The following is a 17,264-nucleotide window of genomic DNA, read 5'->3' as shown; positions in this document are numbered from 1 at the left end:
AAAGAAAAACCCGGCGTTCGCCGGGTTTTTCATGCCTCACTCAACCGCGCGCGATCACCAGATCACAACGCGCTTGTCGTCGGCCCGCACCATCGCATCGCCCGCCTTGCACTCGAACGCCTGCGCGTACGCCGGCATGTTCGACGGCGCGCCGTTGGCACGGAAGTTGGCCGGGGCGTGCGGATCGGTGTTCAGACGCACGCGCAGCTCGCCTTCATTGAAGTTGCGGCGCCACACGGTGGCCCAGTTCATGAAGAAGCGCTGATCCTGCGAATAGCCGTCCACCTCGACATTGGCCTTGGGATCTTCCTTCAACGCCATCTGCAGCGCATCGTACGCCACGGTCAGACCGCCCAGATCGCCGATGTTCTCGCCTAGGGTCAGCTTGCCCTTCACGTTCACGCCCGGCAGCGACTCATAGCCGTCGAACTGCGCAACCAGCTGGTCGGTACGCTGGGTGAAGGCGGCACGATCACTGTCGGTCCACCAGTTGTCGAAGTTGCCGTTGGCCGCGAACTGGCTGCCCGAATCGTCGTAGCCGTGCATCATTTCGTGGCCGATGACCGCACCGATGCCGCCGTAGTTCAGCGCCGGATCGGCCTTGGCGTCGAAGAACGGCGCCTGCAGGATCGCCGCCGGGAACACGATCTCGTTCTTGGTGGCGTTGTAGTAGGCGTTGACGGTCTGCGGGGTCATGCCCCACTCGGTCTTGTCGACCGGCTTGCCGATCTTGTTGAGCATGAAGCGGTAGTTGAACGTGCGCGCGGCCTGCATGTTGCCCAGGTAGCTGTCGCCGTTGGTTTCCAGGCCCGACCAGTCGCGCCACTTGTCCGGGTAGCCGATCTTCGGGGTGAAGCTGGCCCACTTTTCCAGTGCCTTCTTGCGGGTGTCTTCGCTCATCCACTCCAGCTTCTCCAGGCGCGCCTTCAGCGCCACCGAGAGGTTCTCCACCAGATGCTGCATCTGCACCTTGGAGTCGGCCGGGAACACGGCGTCGACATACATCTGGCCCAGGCCTTCGCCGATGGCGCCGTTGACCGACTCCAGCACGCGCTTCCAGCGCGGCTGCATTTCCTTCTGGCCACGCAGGGTGGTGCTGTAGAAATCGAAATTGGCCTTTTCGAAGGCGCTGCTCAGGTACGGCGAGGCGTCATCGATGGTGTGGAAGCGCAGATAGGCCTGCCAGGTAGCGGCCGGCACGTCGGCCAGCATCTTGTCCACTTCGCCGAAGAAGCCCGGCTGGGCCATCGAGAACTTCTGCGCGGCCGGCACCTTCAGGGTTTCGAACAGGGCGGTCCAGCTGAAGTTCGGGGTCAGCTTGTCCGCATCTGCAGCGCTGACCGGGTTGTAACGCTTGGCCGGGTCACGCATTTCGATGCGCGACATCGAGGCCTTGGCCAGACGCGTTTCGAACTCCATCACGGCCTTGGCCTGGGTCTTGGCCTGCTCGGCATCGACGCCGGACAGGGTCAGCACCTGGGCGATGTAGGCCACGTACGCATCGCGGATCTTGGCCTGCGAATCGTCGAAGTAATAGCCCTTCTCGGGTAGACCGAGGCCGCCCTGTCCGACATAGGCGATGACATTGGCCGAATCCTTGTAATCGGCATTGGCGAACAGCGAGAACAGCACGCCCTGGCCCACCGCCTGGCTGTCGCGCAGGTACTGGGTGATGGCGGCGGTGTCGGTCAGCGCGGCGATCTTGTCCAGCTGCGGCTGCAGCGGGGTGATGCCGGCGGCTTCGATCTTTGCCTCGTCCGAACCGGTCTTCCAGATGTCGCCGATCTTGGCTTCCACCGTGCCGGCCTTGGCCTGGCTGGCGGCGGCCTGCTGGACCAACGCATGCTGCACTTCCAGCGAGCGCTCGCGCAGGATTTCGAAGCTGCCCCAGGTGGTCTGGTCGTTCGGGACCGGGTTGGCCTTGAGCCACTTGCTGTTCACGAACCCGTTGAGGTCGGTACAGGCGGCGATGGCGGTGTCCAGATCGGCATTGTTGAGCGAGATCAGCGCGGTCTTGATCTGCGACTGATCAAACGCCGGCTTGGCATCGGCGGTGGCGGCAGGCGCGGTATCGGTCTTGCCGCAGGAGGCCAGCGACACGGCGATGGCGGCGGTCAGGCCCAGCGGGACCAGCTTGGAAAACTTCATTCGACTCTCCGGCTACAGATGGATGCATCACCCGGATCACGGGCAATCGGTCAGCGTAGCGCGGGAGCGGCGGCGGGGGACCGGCCAAAGGTCACACCATCGCGCAGCGGTAGAGCCACCCCATGGGTGGCTGCAGGAAGCCGGCGTCGCGTGCAGCCACCCATGGGGTGGCCCTACCCGCGGGGGTAAAGAAAAGGCCGGCTTGCGCCGGCCTTTCGTTGTTATTTCGCCTTGCCCTGATTCGCCACAGCCTCAGCCGCCTTGCGCGCCGCTTCCGGGTCGCCCAGGTAGCGGAACGACTGCACCGTCAGGTCGTCGTTGAGTTCGAACAGGAGCGGGATGCCGGTCGGGATGTTGAGCTCCAGGATGGCCTCCTGCGAAACGTTGTTGAGGTACTTGTACAGCGCGCGCAGCGAATTGCCGTGGGCGGTGACCAGCACGGTCTTGCCGTCCTTGAGCTGCGGGGCGATGGAATCGAACCAGTACGGCAGCACGCGGTCCAGCGTGGTGGCCAGCGATTCGGTGCCCGGCAGCGCGTTGCGGTCCAGGCCGGCATAGCGGCGGTCGTGGATCGGGTGGCCCGGGTCCTCGATGTCCATCGCCGGCGGCGGGATATCGTAGGAGCGGCGCCAGATCTTGACCTGGTCCTCGCCGTGCTTGGCGGCGGTCTCGGCCTTGTCCAGGCCCTGCAGGCCGCCGTAGTGGCGCTCGTTCAAGCGCCAGCTTTTGCTGACCGGCAGCCAGTCCTGGTCCAGCTCGGCCAGGGCACCCTGCAGAGTGTGGATGGCGCGCTTGAGCACCGAGGTATGCGCGACATCGAACTGCAGGCCTTCTTCACGCATCAGGCGGCCGGCGGCGGCGGCCTCGCGGCGGCCTTGTTCGGTCAGTTCCACGTCCACCCAGCCGGTGAAGCGGTTGTCCAGGTTCCACTGGCTCTGGCCGTGGCGCAACAGTACGAGTTTCCGGGTCACTGCAGTATCTCCGACAGATGGCAAGGCAGACCCGCATTGTAGCGGCAACCCTGCCCTGCCCGTCCGCCGTGGGGCCGCGGGTGGGCCTCAGGGATGCGGATGCCCGTGATGGCCCTGCGCGTCCGGTGCAGCGCGGCGGCTGTCGTTGCTGCCGTGCGCGTGGCGGCCATGCGCATGGCCGGCATGATCATGGGCGGCGTGGTCGTGCCCGGCATGGTCATCGGCATGCCGCTCGCGCGGGCTGCCCACGCTGCAGGGATCGCCGCAGTGATCCGTCTCGATCTGCAGGGTCACGTGGTCGATGCCGTACTGCTCGTGCAACCGGGTGCCCAGCTCGCGACGCAGGCGATCGGCATCCACGCCGGTGCCCATCACCACGTGCGCGGTCAGTGCCGGCGTACTGGAGGCCAGCGCCCACACGTGCAGATCATGCACATCCACCACGCCATCGTGTGCGCACAGGGTGCCTCGCACCGCGGCGACATCCATGCCTTTGGGCACGCCCTCTAGCAGCACGTTGATCGCCTCGCGCATCAATACCCACGTGCGCGGCAGCACCCACAGGCCGATCAGCACGGCCAGGATCGGATCGATCGGCTTCCAGCCTGTCCAGCGGATCAGCAGCGCGCCCATGATCACCGCGACCGAGCCGAGCATGTCCGCCCAGACTTCCAGATACGCACCTTTGACGTTGAGGCTCTCACCGCTGCCGGCGCGCAGCAGGCGCATCGAGATCAGGTTGATGACCAGTCCGAACACCGCGATCGCCAGCATGCCGGTGGGGGCGATCTCCTGTGGTGCGCGGAAACGCTGCACCGCTTCCCACAGGATGTAGCCGGCCACCACGAACAGCATGCCGCCATTGATCATCGCGCCGAGCGCTTCAAGCCGCGCGTAGCCGTACGTGCGCTTGGCATCGGGCGGGCGCCGGCTGAGCCGGACCGCGACCAGCGCGATCATCAGCGCGAGCGTGTCGGTGGCCATGTGCGCGGCGTCGGACAACAGCGCCAGGCTGTTGGTCCAGAACGCACCGATGACCTCCACCAGCAGGAAGGTCGTGGTCAGGCCCAGCGCCCACCACAGCGGTTTCTCGTGGCGGATCTCGCTGGGCAGATGGTCGTGGTCGTGACCCATGAAAGCTCTCCTGGACAATGCCGGCAGGGTAAGCAGCGCCTCACGCGGAGACTATTACACTTGGCGCAGCGTTCAGTTTGCAATTCAATAACAACAGCGCACGGCCGCTACCTCTCGACGGCCTGTGTGGCGGGAAGACAATCGTGCATGACGTTCCAAATCTTGATGAGGCCAGCCAGCCATTGGCAGCGGCCTGGGGCCAGACCCTGGCACAGACACCCGCACCCGCTGCGGCACTGCTGTCCGGCCTCTCGGTGGGCAGCCCTCTCGCGCTGGCCCACCACTTCTATGACGTGTTGCTTGAAGACCCGCGCGCGAGCCGCTTTCTTTCCCACGACCAGGTGCAGGTGCGCCTGAAGCCGGCGATGCAGCGCTGGCTGCAGCAGATCCTCACCGCCACGCCGGACAGCATCAACGCCTTGGTGGCCGCGCAGCGTGTGATCGGCGACGTGCATGCCCGCGTGGGGATCCCGGTGGATCTGGTGGCCCGCGGTGCGCGCGTGCTCAAGCACCGCCTGTTCGACCGCATCATTGCGCAGGCCGACGACAGCGCAACCGCGTTCGCAGCGATCCACTGCCTCAGTGCCTCGATGGATATCGCGCTGGAAGGCATGACGCTCGCTTACACCCACGCACGCGAGCGCTCTTCACGCACCGATGCGGCGTATCGGCTGTTCTCGCTGGTGCAGAACGTCAGCACCGAGCGCGAACGGCAGCGGGCACTGCTGCTGGATTGGGAAAACGCGCTGCTCTACGCGATGGCCAGCCAGAATGCCGACGCCGAGCTCACCGGCCTGGCGCAGTCCGAGTTCGGCCTGTGGTTCACCCACAAGGGCATCCCCAGTTTCGGCGAAAGCAGCGAGACCGGCCAGGTGGGCGCACTGGTGTCGGCCGTGGACAAACACCTGCAGGAGGCCTTGGCGCATGCCGATTTCGCGGCACGCTTCAGCGCACTGCAGGGCATCCGCGAGCGTCTGGCGCAGATCCGCACCTTGATGGGCATGCTGTTCGAACGGATCGGTGAACTTGATGCCGGCAGCGATGCGCTGACCAACCTGCTCAACCGCCGCTTCCTTCCCACCGTGCTGCGCCGGGAGATCGAACTGGCCACGTCCACGCAGAGCCCCTTCTCACTACTGCTGCTGGATCTGGACCACTTCAAAGCGATCAACGATGCGCACGGTCACGACGGCGGCGACCGCGCCCTGCAGCACGTCGCCGCCCTGCTCGGCCAGCTCACCCGTGGCAGTGACTATCTGTTCCGCTACGGTGGAGAGGAATTTGTGGTGGTGTTGGTTGCGATCACCGCCGCCCAGGCGGAGGTGATCGCCGAGAACCTGCGCAAGCACATCGCACAGAGCCCGGTGCAACTGGCCAATGGCCAACGCTTGGCGCTGACCACCAGCATCGGTGTGGCCGCACACGACGGGCATCCCGATTACGAGCGCCTGATGGCGCGCGCGGATGCCGCGATGTACCAGGCCAAGAAGCGGGGCCGCGATCGGGTGGTGGTAGCCAGCGATGAATATCCGGACGCCCCGGGCCGCCAAGCTCTGCAGCGCGGATGAGGCGATCCGCTCGGCGGATGGCAGCACGCCATCCGCCTGTTGCGGCCTGCATGACTGACCAATGGTGCATGTCCGCAGCGGCCCGTGCGGCGTAGCATCGCGGCATTGCCGTCCGTCACAGGAATACCCCGATGTCGATCCGCCGCAAGCTGATTCTCCCTGCCCTGCTGCTCCAGTCGGCGCTGCTGATGACGCCGTTGTTGGCCATTGCGCGCGAGGTGGCTGCGCCGGCCGAGCATGTGGATGCGGATGGGCCGTACGTGTTCCGTACCACCAAGGGGCTGGAAGCGGCCTGGGTGTGCAAGGACCACGTGATCCGTCGCGAGCTGCCGGCACGCGGCGAGGCCACCGTGGTCGCCCCCGAATGCGGCTATCCGCACCCGCTGACCGTGCTGCCACCCCGCACGGCGGAGAGCGCCCGGTTCCCGACCACGCCGCGGATCGTGGCGCTGTCGGATATCCACGGGCAGTACGGCCTGCTGGTGAAGCTGCTGCGCGCCCATCATGTGATCGACAACAAGGACCGCTGGTCGCTGGGCGACGCCACGCTGGTGATCGCCGGCGATGTGTTCGACCGCGGGCCGCAGGTCACCGAGGCGTTCTGGCTGCTGTACAGCCTGCAGCAGCAGGCCGCGGCGGCCGGCGGTGCGGTGCACTTCGTGCTCGGCAACCACGAGACGATGGTGCTCTACAACGACCTGCGCTACGTCAACCCGAAGTACCTCAAAAGCGCGCAGTTGCTTGGCCGCTCCTATCCCGCGCTGTACGGCCCGGATTCAACGATCGGCCAGTGGCTGCGGACCCGGCCGGCGTTGCTGCGCATCGGCGATACCCTGTTCCTGCACGGCGGGATCGCACCGGAGAACCTGGACCTGGTGCGCGACATGGACGCCACCAACGCCGGCTACCAGGCGGCGGTCGGGCTGCCCAAGGACCAGGTCAAGGCTGCACCGGACACGGCCCGGCTGTTCGACGGCAAGACCAGCCCGATCTGGTACCGCGGCTACTTCGATGGCCGCATGGACACCGCGCAGGTCGAGGCGCTGCTCAAGCAGCTGGACCTCACCCGCATCGTGGTCGGCCACACCTCGATGCCGCATGTCAGCAGCTTCCATGGCAATCGCATCATCGCCATCGACAGCAGCATCAAAAACGGTGAGAACGGCGAGCTGCTGTTCATCGAAAACGGCGCGCTCAGCCGCGGCCTCCTCGACGGCTCGCGGGTGCCGCTGGCCGAAGGCCGGATCGGCGAGAGCGACTGACCGACCTGTGCAGACCGATCAGCGCGGCGCGGATCAGCGCGGCGTGTAGATGCGCGAGACCATCCAGCCGCCGTGGCTGCGGAAGCGGCCGCTGTCACCAGTCAGGGCGAAGCGCAGCGCGACGATCAACGCGCGCCCCCGCGAGCAGTGCCAGTCGCGCGCCTTGCGGTAGGCTTTGAGGAAGGCACGCAGCGGTCCGCGCGCGTGCCCGGTCGCCTGTTCCTCGGCAGCGGCAGGGTCATCTGGCTCGCCAAGGGGGCGGGGATCGGGATGGAGAGGGTGTGACATGGCGTCCCTTCGATCAATGAGGCCCGGAATCGGCCTCCTGATCGATAAACCGTGAAAACCATCACAAAACTATCGCCCTCCGGTGCGGCCCTGCCCGGGAGGGTCCAGGCGCACCTCCAGTGCATCGATACGGCTCAGAAACTCCGAGGAAGGGGCCAGTTCCCGCAGGTGCGGACGGGCCCGGGCAATCTGCGCGCGGGCCCCGGCGGCGTCACCGTTGTCGAGCAGTGCCTCGGCCAGCGGCACCCGCCACTTGGCGGTGGCGGTGGAATCAGCGCCATAGAACCCCGTGAACGTCTCCACCAGCTGGGCTGACAGCGGCACCGCCGCAGGGTCAGCACGGCGCTGGGCGAGCAGGGCCTGCTGCATCTGCATGCGCAGTGCCAGCCAAGGCGGCAGGCTGGGATGGGCCTGGCCGAACGCCGCCAGCGCCCGGCCGGCCTCGGCATGCTGCCCTGCCCGGGTGAGCCATTCGATCTCGACCAGCCGCAACACCAGCAACTGTGGTGAATCGGCCGGCAGATCACGCCGCCACAGGGCCGCGACCTGCTGCAGCGGCGCCTGCGCCTCGGCCGTCCGGTGGGTGCGCAGCAGCAGCCGGGCCAACACCATCTCCACGTCAAGGGTATCGGCGTGTTCGGGGCCGAGCAGACGTCGATAGCGGGTCAGCGCAGCGCGGTAGTTCTGCTCGGCCTGGGCGTAGTCGCCACGCGCTTCCTCCATGAGGCCGTGGGCATACTGCTTGACCGTATAGGCGCGGCTGTCCACGCCATCGACGGCAGCACTGGTCTGCAGGCTGTTGCGGAAGTGCTCATCGGCGGCCTGATAGCGGCCCAGATCGAGGTACTGGCCCGCCAGCCCGGCCTCGGCCGATGCGGTGTAGCTGCTGCTTGCGCCGAACATCTGCCGGGTCAGCGCGAAGCCCCGCTCGGCCAGCGCCAAGGCTTCGTCGATGCGGCCCTGGTTGAGCAGCGTGGAAGACAAGGCGCGCAGTACACGCTGGTATTCCGCACCCTGCACGCCGTGTTCGCGCGACGCGTCGGCCAGTGCCTCGCGCAGGATCGCCTCGGCCTTGTCGAGTTCTCCCTGGCTTCGGTAGAGATCGCCGAGGTTGGCCATCGCGGCCATGCCGCCCCGCTGCAGCGGGGCGCCACTGTTGCCTCGGCTCAGGGCCAGTGCGGCGCGGAACGACTGCTCGGCAGGCGCGTGTTCTTCCAGCTGCGCATAGGCCAGGCCCTGTGCGTTGAGCGCCTTCATCCTGACCGTCGGCACGTCGTCCTTATCAAGCAACGCCAAGGCGCGCTCGGCACTGATCAGCGCGTCCTTGTCACGGCCTGCGCTGAGCTGCTGGGCCGACACGCTGGCCCAGGCGTCGGCGATCTCGTGCGCCGCCGCACCCGTGCGCACCAGCCCGGCCACACTGTCGCGCAGCAGGGTCTCGGCATCCTGTGGCTGACCCAGGTTCTGGTAGGCACGCCCCAGCGCGGCCTGCATGCGCGCGCGCAGCGCGGGCGACACGGTACGGTCATGCTCGATGCGGCGTGCGCCCAGATCGAGCACCTCACGGGCGGTCATCGGGGTGCCGTTGCGCAGGCCGGGATCGGCCGCATCGAAGGCGGCCACCAGGACATCGGCAATCCCCGCGGCGGCCACCGCGTTCTGCTCGGCCTGACGGCGGGCCTCGCTCAGGCGCAGCACGAACACCACCACCATCGCCGCCACCAGCGCACCGACCAGGCCGACACGCCACTGCCGCCGCAGCAGCAGACGTGCGCGATGCCACCGGCTGGGACGACGCGCGCGCACCGGGCGATGCGCCAGATACCGCTCCAGGTCTTCGGCCAGTGCCTCGGCAGAGGCATAGCGCTCGGCCGGGTCGGCGGCGCGGGCCTTGGCCGCGATCGCGCGCAGGTCGGCTTGAACCACGCGACCATGGCCCGGGGCGGTATCGATCAGCAATGCCTCCAGCATCACGCCCAGGCTGTAGACATCGCCGGCGATGCTGGCCGGTCGCCCAGCCAGCCGTTCCGGACTGGCATAGGCCGGGGTGAGGTACTCCGCGGCATCACCGGTGTCACCGAGCAGATGGGCGATGCCGAAATCCAGCAGCACCGGTTGCCCATCGGGCCGCACCAGCACGTTGGCCGGCTTGAGGTCGCAGTGCACCACCGATTGCGAATGCGCGGCCTGCACCGCGCGGCATATCTGCGAGAACAACCGCAGGCGTGCGGGCAGAGGCAAACGGAGGGTCTCGCTGGCCACGTCCAGCGGCTCGCCCTGCACGTACTCCATCACCAGATACGGCTGGCCGCCCTCGGCCACACCAACGTCGTACAGCCGGGCGATGTGCGGGTGCTGCAGGTCGGCCAGAATCTGGCTTTCACTGGCCAGCCGCGTGGCCAGCACCGGATCGTACGTGCGGCGCATCAGCTTGATGGCGACCTCACGCCGGTACAGCGCGTCGGCACGCTCGGCCAGGAACACCACCCCCATGCCGCCGACCGCCAGCAACCGGCTCAGCCGCCACGGCCCGAGCCGCTGCCCGACCAGGGCGGACGGGTCGTCCATATCGGCCATGACTGCCGCGAGCGCCTGTTCCACCCGCCCCAGCTCCGCAGTCTGCGCGTGCAGCAGTTGCAACGTCTCGTCGATCGCAGCCGGGTCATCGCACAGCGCGTGCAGCGCCGGGCGCCAGCGCACCTCGGGCAGATCACAGACCGCATCGAACAGCCCGCGCACCGTCTGCCAGCGGGCCGCGTCGGTCATGCGTGGGTCGCGGGCCCGGCCAGGTGGCGGTTCAACCACGCCTTGGCAAAGCGCAGATCACGATCGACCGTGGGCACCGATACGTCCAGCGCCAGTGCGATCTCTTCGCGGCCCATGCCGCCGAAGTACATCCATTCCACCGTTCGCGCCGCGCGCGGATCCAACGCGGCCAGTTCCTCCAACGCGCGGTTCAAGGCCAGCACCTCGAAGGCATCGTGGTCGGGGCTGGCTTCCAGGTCGGCAGAGGACAGGGTCAGGTTGACCACACCGCCGCCGCGCTTGGAGGCCGCCATCGCACGGGCATGATCGACCAGCACGCTGCGCATCTTCAGCGCCGCCAACGACAGGAAGTGCACGCGGTCGCGGTAGCCGACCTCACCGTCGATCATCCGCATCAAGGCCTCGTGCACGAGCACCGTCGGTTGCAGCACCCCATCCCGGGGATTGCCCAGCCGGGCCACGGCCATGCCACGCAACTGCGTGTAGAGCAACGCAAGCAGCTGATCGCGGGCGGCAATGTCCTGCTGCTCGCTCCAGCGGCGCAACAGGCAGGTGACCTCCTGGCGCTCGGCAGCAGGAGGTGTCGCATCAAAAGACATGTGGGACGTTATCCGTGCGTCACAGCTGCATCGAAGCCGCAGTATCGACGACGGCCCTCTTGCGCGCAATGCGACACTTGTCGCACACTTGCGACACCTCGCCACGCCGGGATTGCCATGTCCGTGCCACCTACCCCCTCCAATGCCGAACTGGAGCTGCTCAAAGCGTTGTGGCGCCAAGGGGCGTGCAGCGCGAGAGAAGTCCATAACGGGGCCGCAGGCGCGCTCGACTGGTCCTACTCCTCCACCCGCAAGACGCTCGAGCGCATGGTCGACAAAGGCCTGGTGGCGGAAACCGTCGAGCATGGGTTGAACATGTACCGCGCGAAGGTGGGCAAAGTCGCCACGCTGGCCGCGCTGAGCACCGACTTCGCCCGCCGCGTGCTGGAGATCGATGGCGCGCTGCCCGCACAGGCGTTTGCTGACAGCCGGCTGCTCAGCGAGCAGGAGCTGCAGCAGTTGGATGCGCTGCTGCGCGCGCCCGCCGGGGACGACCCGGCATGAGCGTGCCGACGCTGGGGTTCTGGGTGGTGCACGCCGCTGGCGCCCTTGCTGGTGGCGGGTTGGCCTGGGCCGCCGGTCAGCGCCTGCATCGGTGGCTGGGCCTCTCCCACGCCGCGTATGGGTACTGGTTGGGGTTGTGGCTGTTGGCGGTGATGCCGGTGCTGCTGTCCGCGGCGTTGGCGCTGTGGGTGCCCGGGCCGCTGGTCGCGTTGCCATCGGCCTTGATCATGCCGCTGCCGGTGCCGCTGGACCTGGGGGATGCGGGTGCGGCAAGCGCTGCACACCTCGCCTCCGCGTGGGCACCTCCGTCCGCCGCCACGTGGCTGGGTGCGCTCTATGCCATCGGTGCCGGTGCTGCGCTGCTGCGCGTGCTGGTCGGTACGCGGCGTACCGGTCGGCTGTGCCGGGCGACCACCCCCATCGCAACGGCGGCATGGCCAGGCCCGCGCAGCCGTGCTTCAGCACGGCGTCTGCGGGCGGCGGGCGTCGCGTGCCGGGTCAGCGCGCTGCCGGTGAGCCCGTTCGCCGTGCGCTGGCCACTACCGTTGGTTGTGCTGCCTGCCACGGCATTGGATCAGCTGGACGATCGTGCGCTGTGCCTGATCCTCGGCCATGAAGCAGCCCATCTTGCGCGCCGCGATCCGCAGCGCGCCGGATTGATGGCGGTGTTCAATGCGCTGCTGTGGTTCAACCCGTTCCTGCTTCGGATCAGCGCACGCGTGCAGTTGGCGACCGAGCTGCGCTGTGACGCACATGCGTTGGCCGGTGACGCACAAGGCGGGCGCGAATTTGCCACAGCGTATGTGCGCACGCTTCGGCTCTCCGCAGCGACCCACACGCCATCCACTGCACTGACCCACCGCGACCTGGCCGGACATGAACTCCGCATCCGTCACATGCTGCACGGTGATGCCGCGCGCCCGCTGTCACGCTCACGGCAGGCGGCATTGCTGGGCAGCGCACTGCTGATCGGCGGCGTGTGGATGGTCGTCCAGGCAGGCGCCGCACGGCCGCTGCATGGCTCCAGCATCGGTGGCGCGGCAGCGCTGGCATCGACGACGAACGCTTCGCAGGTGCTTCCGCTTCCCCCGCCGCGCGAGGCACCCCTCGGGGTGCAGTTCCAATCCCCCCTGGCATCGCCGCGAATTACCGGCCACTTCGGTGACAGCGGTGGCGTACGCCAACGCCCGCACCGTGGCACCGACTTCGGTGCGCGCACAGGGACACCCGTTCTCGCGCCCGCAGACGGCCGTGTCATGGCGGCAACGTCCGAGTACCCCGACGGTCCCCAGTACGGCACCGTGGTGGTAATCGACCATGGTCAAGGCTGGCAGACGTTGTATGCCCACCTGCAGGGCGTGGACGTGGCGGTCGGCCAGCAGGTGCAAGCCGGCGAGCAGATCGCACGGGTCGGCAGCACCGGACGCGTGACCGGCCCGCACCTGCATCTGGAAATGCTGCGCAACGGTGAGCGCGTCGATCCGCAGGCATACCTGCCATGACCCGCTAAGCCACACCCCCGGACCACCGCTGCATTTCGTTTTCCTGGCCACAGGAGGGGCGCGTATTGCCCGGCGAAATGCCGACCCTGCCCTTCTGCACGGATTGCCCATGACTCCTTCGTTCCGCATCGTCCTGGCCATGGCCCCGCTATGCACCGCGTTCTCGAGCGCTGCGCAGTCACTGCCTGCGCCAGCGGCCCCGCCGACCACCGCGCTGGACACCGTGCAGGTGCAAGCGCAGGGCTACGACATCCGCCGCGATGACACCGCCACCCGGATCGTGGTCGGCAGCGAAACACTGCGCCAGTACGGCGACCTCGGCCTGGTCGATGCGCTCAAGCGTCTGCCTGGCATCACCGTCGGCACCGGCGCCCCCGGCCGTAGCGGCGCGCTGTCGCTGCGCGGGTTGGGCGCGGGCTACACGCAGATCCTGCTCAATGGCCAGAAGGCGCCCACCGGCTTCGATCTGGATTCACTGACCCCGGAGATGGTCGAGCGGGTGGAGATCATCCGTGCGCCGACCGCCGACCAGCGTGGCGAGGCGATCGCCGGTTCGATCAACATCGTGCTGGCCGCTGGGGCACGCAAGGATACCGAGCAGCTATCGGTGGCCTTGGCCAACAGCCAGGGACGGAACACGCCGTCGGTCAGCTGGCAGCGCAACCGGCGCGCCGGCCATCGCAGCAGCGCGATCACGGCGACTGCATCGCGCCGCGCGTTCCTCGTTGAAGAAACCGGCACCGAACGTGCGTGGGACCTGCAGGGGACGCCGACGGTGTTACGCGACACCGCCCTGCGTGCCAGCGGAACGCGCGATGTGCTGTCGCTGGCCCCCAGCCTGGAAACCACGCTGGAGAACGGCGACACCCTTGCATTGCAGGCGGTGGTCGATGGCAGCCGCTTCGACCGCGTCACCGACATCGACTGGACGACCTCGCTCGGCGCCCCGCTGCGCACGACGCGATACCAGCAACGTACGCGCATCGACGTTGCACAGGCCAACGGCAGCGCAACGTGGACACGTTCGTTCGAGCAGGGCGGCACGTTCACCACCAGACTGCGCCTGGGCGGCAACCGCGAGCGCTATGCCTACCGCGAACAGGGCCAGGCGCCGGACGGTCGACAGAACCTGGACGATCACACCGATGCGCGGCTGAGCGTGCGCGACCTCAACAGCACCGGCAAGTACACGCTGCCAGGCAGCGGGCGTCATGCACTGCAGCTGGGCTGGGAAGGCAGCGAGGACCGCCGTGACGAGTCACGGGTGCAGCGCCTGCTGCCGGTCGGCGACGAAGCGGAATGGATGAGCGACCTGGCCTTCGACGCGCGCATCCGGCGCCTGGCGCTGTATGCCCAGGATGACATCACCCTCAGCGAGCGCTGGTCGGTCTATGCCGGGGCGCGGTGGGAGCAGATCGATACACGTAGTGAAGGCAGCGGATTCAGCGGTATCCATCGGCGCGAGCAGGTCCTGTCGCCGGTGCTGCAGTCTCTCTGGAGACTCCCCGGTACCACGAACGACCAGCTGCGCATCGCGCTGACCCGCACCTACCGCTCGCCCACGCTGGCTTCCCTGATCCCGCGTCCTTACACCGCTACCAACAACCGTCCGCTCAATCCCGACGAGCGCGGCAATCCCGCGCTTCGCCCGGAGCTGGCGACCGGGGTGGACCTGTCCTATGAAACCTACGGCAAGGACGGTGCGCAGCTCAGTCTGGGCGGCTATGTCCGTCGTATCACCGATGTGATCCGGACGGAAACCCACCTGCAGGACGGGCGCTGGGTGGCCTCACCGGTGAACGGCGGCACGGCGATGACCTGGGGCGTGGAGATGGATACTGCGGTGCGCCTGCCGCAGGTGATCGCCGGCGCACCGGATGTGGCACTGCGCTTCAATGCGACCGCCAACGATTCGCGCGTGGACGACGTGCCTGGCCCGCACAACCGCCTGGATGAGCAGGTACGGTTCAGCAGCACGCTCGGAGCGGACCATCAGATTCGTAACGGGTGGACCGTGGGCGCCAGTTACACCTACCGCACCGGCGGCACGGTGCAGACCAGTCCGGGCCAATTCGAGATCGCCAGCTATGCGCGCGAGCTGGACCTCTACTCGCTGTGGACGCTGGGCACGCGCGGCAAACTGCGGCTGAGCCTCAACAATGCGCTGCACCGGGCAATGCATACCGGGCAGTCACGGGTCAGCGAAGACGGCGCCGAGCAGTTGCGACGCCAGCGCAAGGCGTCACCGCTGTGGCGCCTGCAACTGGAGCTGCCGCTCTGATCAGCCCGGCTGGCGGCTGGCCTCACCCACCGCCGGCAGTGCACGCACCCGGCCGGGCTTGCTCGGGAAGGCATGGCGCACGATCCGCCACATCACCTGGCCGAACTGGCGCGGCAGCGAACCGGTGTTGTAATGCTGGCCGTAGCGTGCGCAGATCTGCTTCACTTCGACCGCGATCGCCGCGTAGCGGTTGGCCGGAATGTCCGGATAGAAGTGGTGTTCGATCTGGTGGCTGAGGTTGCCCGACATGACGTTCATCAGCTTGCCACCGGTCAGGTTGGACGAGCCGCGCAGCTGGCGCAGATACCAGTGGCCACGGCTTTCATCGCGCACGCATTCCTTCGGGAAGGTCTCGGCCTCTGCAGTGAAATGGCCGCAGAAGATGATCACGTAGGTCCACACGTTGCGGATCAGGTTCGCGACGACATTGCCCAGCAGCACCGGCAGGAAGAACGGACCGGCCAGTGCCGGGAACAGAAGGTAGTCCTTGAACATCTGCTTGCCCATCTTGCGGCCGACCGGGCGGAACTGCGCGCCCAGCTGCTTGAGCGTCATCTTGCCGGCGAACACGCGGCCCAGGCGCAGGTCCTGGATGGCGATGCCCCATTCAAACAGCAGCGCGAAGACCACGGCGACCACCGGCTGCATCAGGTAGAACGGGCGCCAGCGCTGCTCGGGGAAAATACGCAGCAGGCCGTAGCCGATATCGTCGTCCAGCCCGCGCACGTTGGTGTAGGTGTGGTGACGGAAGTTGTGGGTTTTACGCCAGGCATCGGCGGTGCCGACGATATCCCACTCGTAGGTGCTGCCCTGCAGCTGCGGATCGCCCATCCAGTCGTACTGGCCGTGGATGACGTTGTGCGCCAGCTCCATGTTCTCCAGGATCTTGGACAGCGCCAGCATCACAACGCCGGCAATCCACGCCGGAATCAGCACGCTGTGCACGAACGCACCGAGGAACAACAGCGCGCGGCCGGTCACGCCGGTCCAGCGCACCGCGGCAACGACGCGACGGATGTAGCGCGCATCGCGCGCACCGAGCGTGGCCAGCTGGCGTGCGCGCAGTGCATCGAGTTCATCGCCGAAGGCCTGCAGTTCGGCCGGGGACAGCGCGCGGTTGTGCACGGAAGACATGGTCACAGCTCCAGGATCAGGTCGGTGCTGGCGCTGTTCACGCACAGCTTTACTTGCGTGGCCGGTTCGGCCGCGTGTTCGCCGGTCAAGGTATGGCGGGTGACACCGGACACCTTGCCGCAGACACAGGTATTGCAGATGCCCATGCGGCAGCCACTGGCCGGGCGCAGCCCTTCGGCCTCCAGCGCCTGCAGCAGCGAGGTGCCGCGCGGCAGCGAGAGCGTGCGGCCACTGCGGCGCAGTTCGACCTGCACCGTGCCCGTTTCCACCGCCGGCAGCACCGGTGGGGTGAAGGCCTCGGACTGCAGCGACGCAACCTGGCCCTGCAGCCGCACCTGCGCTGCATCGACGAAGCCACCCGGGCCGCACACCAGAGTGCGGGCGGTGCTCAGATCGCCCAGCGCCTCGAAGGCGAAGGCATCCACGCGCGACGCCGGGGCAGCGGTATCGCGGGTCAGCGCGATATGCAGGTCGAACGACGGGTGGCGTTCTGCCATCGCGGGGAGCTCCTCGGCGAAGCAGAGTTCTTCGCGGCGACGTGCCCAGTACACCAGATCCACCTTGCCCGGCATGCCGGCGCCATCGAGCTGGCGCAGCAATGCGCGCATCGGGGTGATGCCGCTGCCGGCGGCCAGCAGCAGCAGGCGCTCGGCCGAGGCTGCGGGCAGGGTCATCTCACCGAACGCCTGGCCCAGTTCGAACACCTCACCCGGTATTGCGGCACGGGCCAGGTGCTGGCTGACCGCACCGCCAGCGATCGCCTTGACGGTGATCGCCAAGCGTCCGTCGGCCAGCACGGTCGGGCTGTAACTGCGCGACAGGCGGCGGCCATCGACTTCTACACCGAGGGTGACGTGCTGGCCCGGCAGCAGACCGCGGAAATGACGGTTGGGCTTGAGGACCAGCGTCACGGCATCGGCGCTTTCGGCGGTGCGCGACACCAGGCGGGCCAACGGGCGCCGCAGCGTCCACAGCGGATGCAGGCGGGTGCCCCAGAAGTCGAACAGCTCCTCGGAGACCCAGCGGCGGGGGCTGGCGGCGTGACGGCGGGCGGCAATGCGCGGGACGGTGCTCATGCTGCGCACTATACGGCCGAGCATACGACTG

General features: G+C 67.6%; 13 protein-coding genes. 5 read left to right on the top strand and 8 right to left on the bottom strand.

The features are described 5' to 3' along the window. Positions 1-54: 54 nt before the first annotated feature. The 3 genes from ABE464_RS16650 to ABE464_RS16640 form a co-directional block, all read right to left on the bottom strand. Positions 55-2,148: a M13 family metallopeptidase gene (locus ABE464_RS16650; RefSeq protein WP_346472834.1), complete on the bottom strand. Its 2,094-nt coding sequence runs from the start codon at positions 2,146-2,148 to the stop codon at positions 55-57. 221 nt (positions 2,149-2,369) lie between these two features. Continuing rightward, positions 2,370-3,119 carry a 2,3-diphosphoglycerate-dependent phosphoglycerate mutase gene (gpmA, locus tag ABE464_RS16645; protein WP_070426899.1) on the bottom strand — a complete coding sequence of 250 codons (750 nt, stop codon included), beginning with the start codon at positions 3,117-3,119 and terminating at the stop codon, positions 2,370-2,372. An 87-nt stretch (positions 3,120-3,206) separates the two neighbouring features. Further along, positions 3,207-4,253 (bottom strand): cation diffusion facilitator family transporter, encoded by a 1,047-nt coding sequence (locus ABE464_RS16640; RefSeq protein WP_346472833.1) that lies wholly within the window; start codon positions 4,251-4,253, stop codon positions 3,207-3,209. Positions 4,254-4,396: 143 nt separating this feature from the next. Between ABE464_RS16640 and ABE464_RS16635 the strand changes: the two genes are divergently transcribed. Next, positions 4,397-5,821, top strand: coding sequence for a diguanylate cyclase (locus tag ABE464_RS16635; protein WP_346472832.1), 1,425 nt, complete (start codon positions 4,397-4,399; stop codon positions 5,819-5,821). A gap of 131 nt (positions 5,822-5,952) precedes the next feature. Beyond that, the gene (locus tag ABE464_RS16630) at positions 5,953-7,083 is read left to right on the top strand and encodes a metallophosphoesterase (protein ID WP_346472831.1); all 1,131 of its coding nucleotides are present in this window, start codon (positions 5,953-5,955) and stop codon (positions 7,081-7,083) included. A 33-nt stretch (positions 7,084-7,116) separates the two neighbouring features. On the opposite strand, the gene ABE464_RS16625 is transcribed toward ABE464_RS16630, so the two are convergent. The 3 genes from ABE464_RS16625 to ABE464_RS16615 form a co-directional block, all read right to left on the bottom strand. Further along, the gene (locus ABE464_RS16625) at positions 7,117-7,371 is read right to left on the bottom strand and encodes a hypothetical protein (RefSeq protein ID WP_346472830.1); all 255 of its coding nucleotides are present in this window, start codon (positions 7,369-7,371) and stop codon (positions 7,117-7,119) included. Positions 7,372-7,440: 69 nt separating this feature from the next. Further along, the gene (locus ABE464_RS16620; protein ID WP_346472829.1) at positions 7,441-10,137 is read right to left on the bottom strand and encodes a tetratricopeptide repeat protein; all 2,697 of its coding nucleotides are present in this window, start codon (positions 10,135-10,137) and stop codon (positions 7,441-7,443) included. After that, positions 10,134-10,736: an ECF-type sigma factor gene (locus ABE464_RS16615; protein WP_346472828.1), complete on the bottom strand. Its 603-nt coding sequence runs from the start codon at positions 10,734-10,736 to the stop codon at positions 10,134-10,136. The genes ABE464_RS16620 and ABE464_RS16615 overlap by 4 nt, the downstream gene beginning before the upstream one ends. Positions 10,737-10,853: 117 nt before the next feature. On the opposite strand from ABE464_RS16615, the gene ABE464_RS16610 reads away from it, so the two are divergent. The 3 genes from ABE464_RS16610 to ABE464_RS16600 all read left to right on the top strand — a co-directional run bounded on the left by ABE464_RS16610 (position 10,854) and on the right by ABE464_RS16600 (position 15,023). Continuing rightward, positions 10,854-11,240 (top strand): BlaI/MecI/CopY family transcriptional regulator, encoded by a 387-nt coding sequence (locus ABE464_RS16610; protein ID WP_346472827.1) that lies wholly within the window; start codon positions 10,854-10,856, stop codon positions 11,238-11,240. Beyond that, positions 11,237-12,742 (top strand): M23/M56 family metallopeptidase, encoded by a 1,506-nt coding sequence (locus tag ABE464_RS16605; protein ID WP_346472826.1) that lies wholly within the window; start codon positions 11,237-11,239, stop codon positions 12,740-12,742. The genes ABE464_RS16610 and ABE464_RS16605 overlap by 4 nt, the downstream gene beginning before the upstream one ends. Before the next feature lie 109 nt (positions 12,743-12,851). Continuing rightward, positions 12,852-15,023, top strand: a complete 2,172-nt coding sequence (locus ABE464_RS16600; RefSeq protein WP_346472825.1) for a TonB-dependent receptor — start codon at positions 12,852-12,854, stop codon at positions 15,021-15,023. Here the strand turns inward: ABE464_RS16600 and ABE464_RS16595 are convergent, their stop codons facing one another. Further along, on the bottom strand, positions 15,024-16,157 hold the full coding sequence (locus ABE464_RS16595; RefSeq protein WP_346472824.1) for an acyl-CoA desaturase: 1,134 nt from the start codon (positions 16,155-16,157) through the stop codon (positions 15,024-15,026). A gap of 2 nt (positions 16,158-16,159) precedes the next feature. Then, positions 16,160-17,233 (bottom strand): ferredoxin reductase, encoded by a 1,074-nt coding sequence (locus tag ABE464_RS16590; RefSeq protein ID WP_346472823.1) that lies wholly within the window; start codon positions 17,231-17,233, stop codon positions 16,160-16,162. Positions 17,234-17,264: the final 31 nt, after the last annotated feature.

The organism is Stenotrophomonas sp. TWI587 (genome assembly GCF_039674145.1).
GTDB classification, from domain to species: Bacteria; Pseudomonadota; Gammaproteobacteria; order Xanthomonadales; family Xanthomonadaceae; genus Stenotrophomonas; species Stenotrophomonas maltophilia_AY.
This window is presented reverse-complemented; position numbering and strand designations above follow the sequence as displayed.

Bases quoted from the DNA above. Each gene is read 5' to 3' on its own strand.
- ABE464_RS16650 (WP_346472834.1), bottom strand. From the start codon at position 2,148: ATGAAGTTTTCCAAGCTGGTCCCGCTGGGCCTGACCGCCGCCATCGCC.
- ABE464_RS16640 (WP_346472833.1), bottom strand. From the start codon at position 4,253: ATGGGTCACGACCACGACCATCTGCCCAGCGAGATCCGCCACGAGAAA.
- ABE464_RS16630 (WP_346472831.1), top strand. From the start codon at position 5,953: ATGTCGATCCGCCGCAAGCTGATTCTCCCTGCCCTGCTGCTCCAGTCG.
- ABE464_RS16625 (WP_346472830.1), bottom strand. From the start codon at position 7,371: ATGTCACACCCTCTCCATCCCGATCCCCGCCCCCTTGGCGAGCCAGAT.
- ABE464_RS16620 (WP_346472829.1), bottom strand. From the start codon at position 10,137: ATGACCGACGCGGCCCGCTGGCAGACGGTGCGCGGGCTGTTCGATGCG.
- ABE464_RS16615 (WP_346472828.1), bottom strand. From the start codon at position 10,736: ATGTCTTTTGATGCGACACCTCCTGCTGCCGAGCGCCAGGAGGTCACC.
- ABE464_RS16610 (WP_346472827.1), top strand. From the start codon at position 10,854: ATGTCCGTGCCACCTACCCCCTCCAATGCCGAACTGGAGCTGCTCAAA.
- ABE464_RS16605 (WP_346472826.1), top strand. From the start codon at position 11,237: ATGAGCGTGCCGACGCTGGGGTTCTGGGTGGTGCACGCCGCTGGCGCC.
- ABE464_RS16600 (WP_346472825.1), top strand. From the start codon at position 12,852: ATGACTCCTTCGTTCCGCATCGTCCTGGCCATGGCCCCGCTATGCACC.
- ABE464_RS16595 (WP_346472824.1), bottom strand. From the start codon at position 16,157: ATGTCTTCCGTGCACAACCGCGCGCTGTCCCCGGCCGAACTGCAGGCC.
- ABE464_RS16590 (WP_346472823.1), bottom strand. From the start codon at position 17,233: ATGAGCACCGTCCCGCGCATTGCCGCCCGCCGTCACGCCGCCAGCCCC.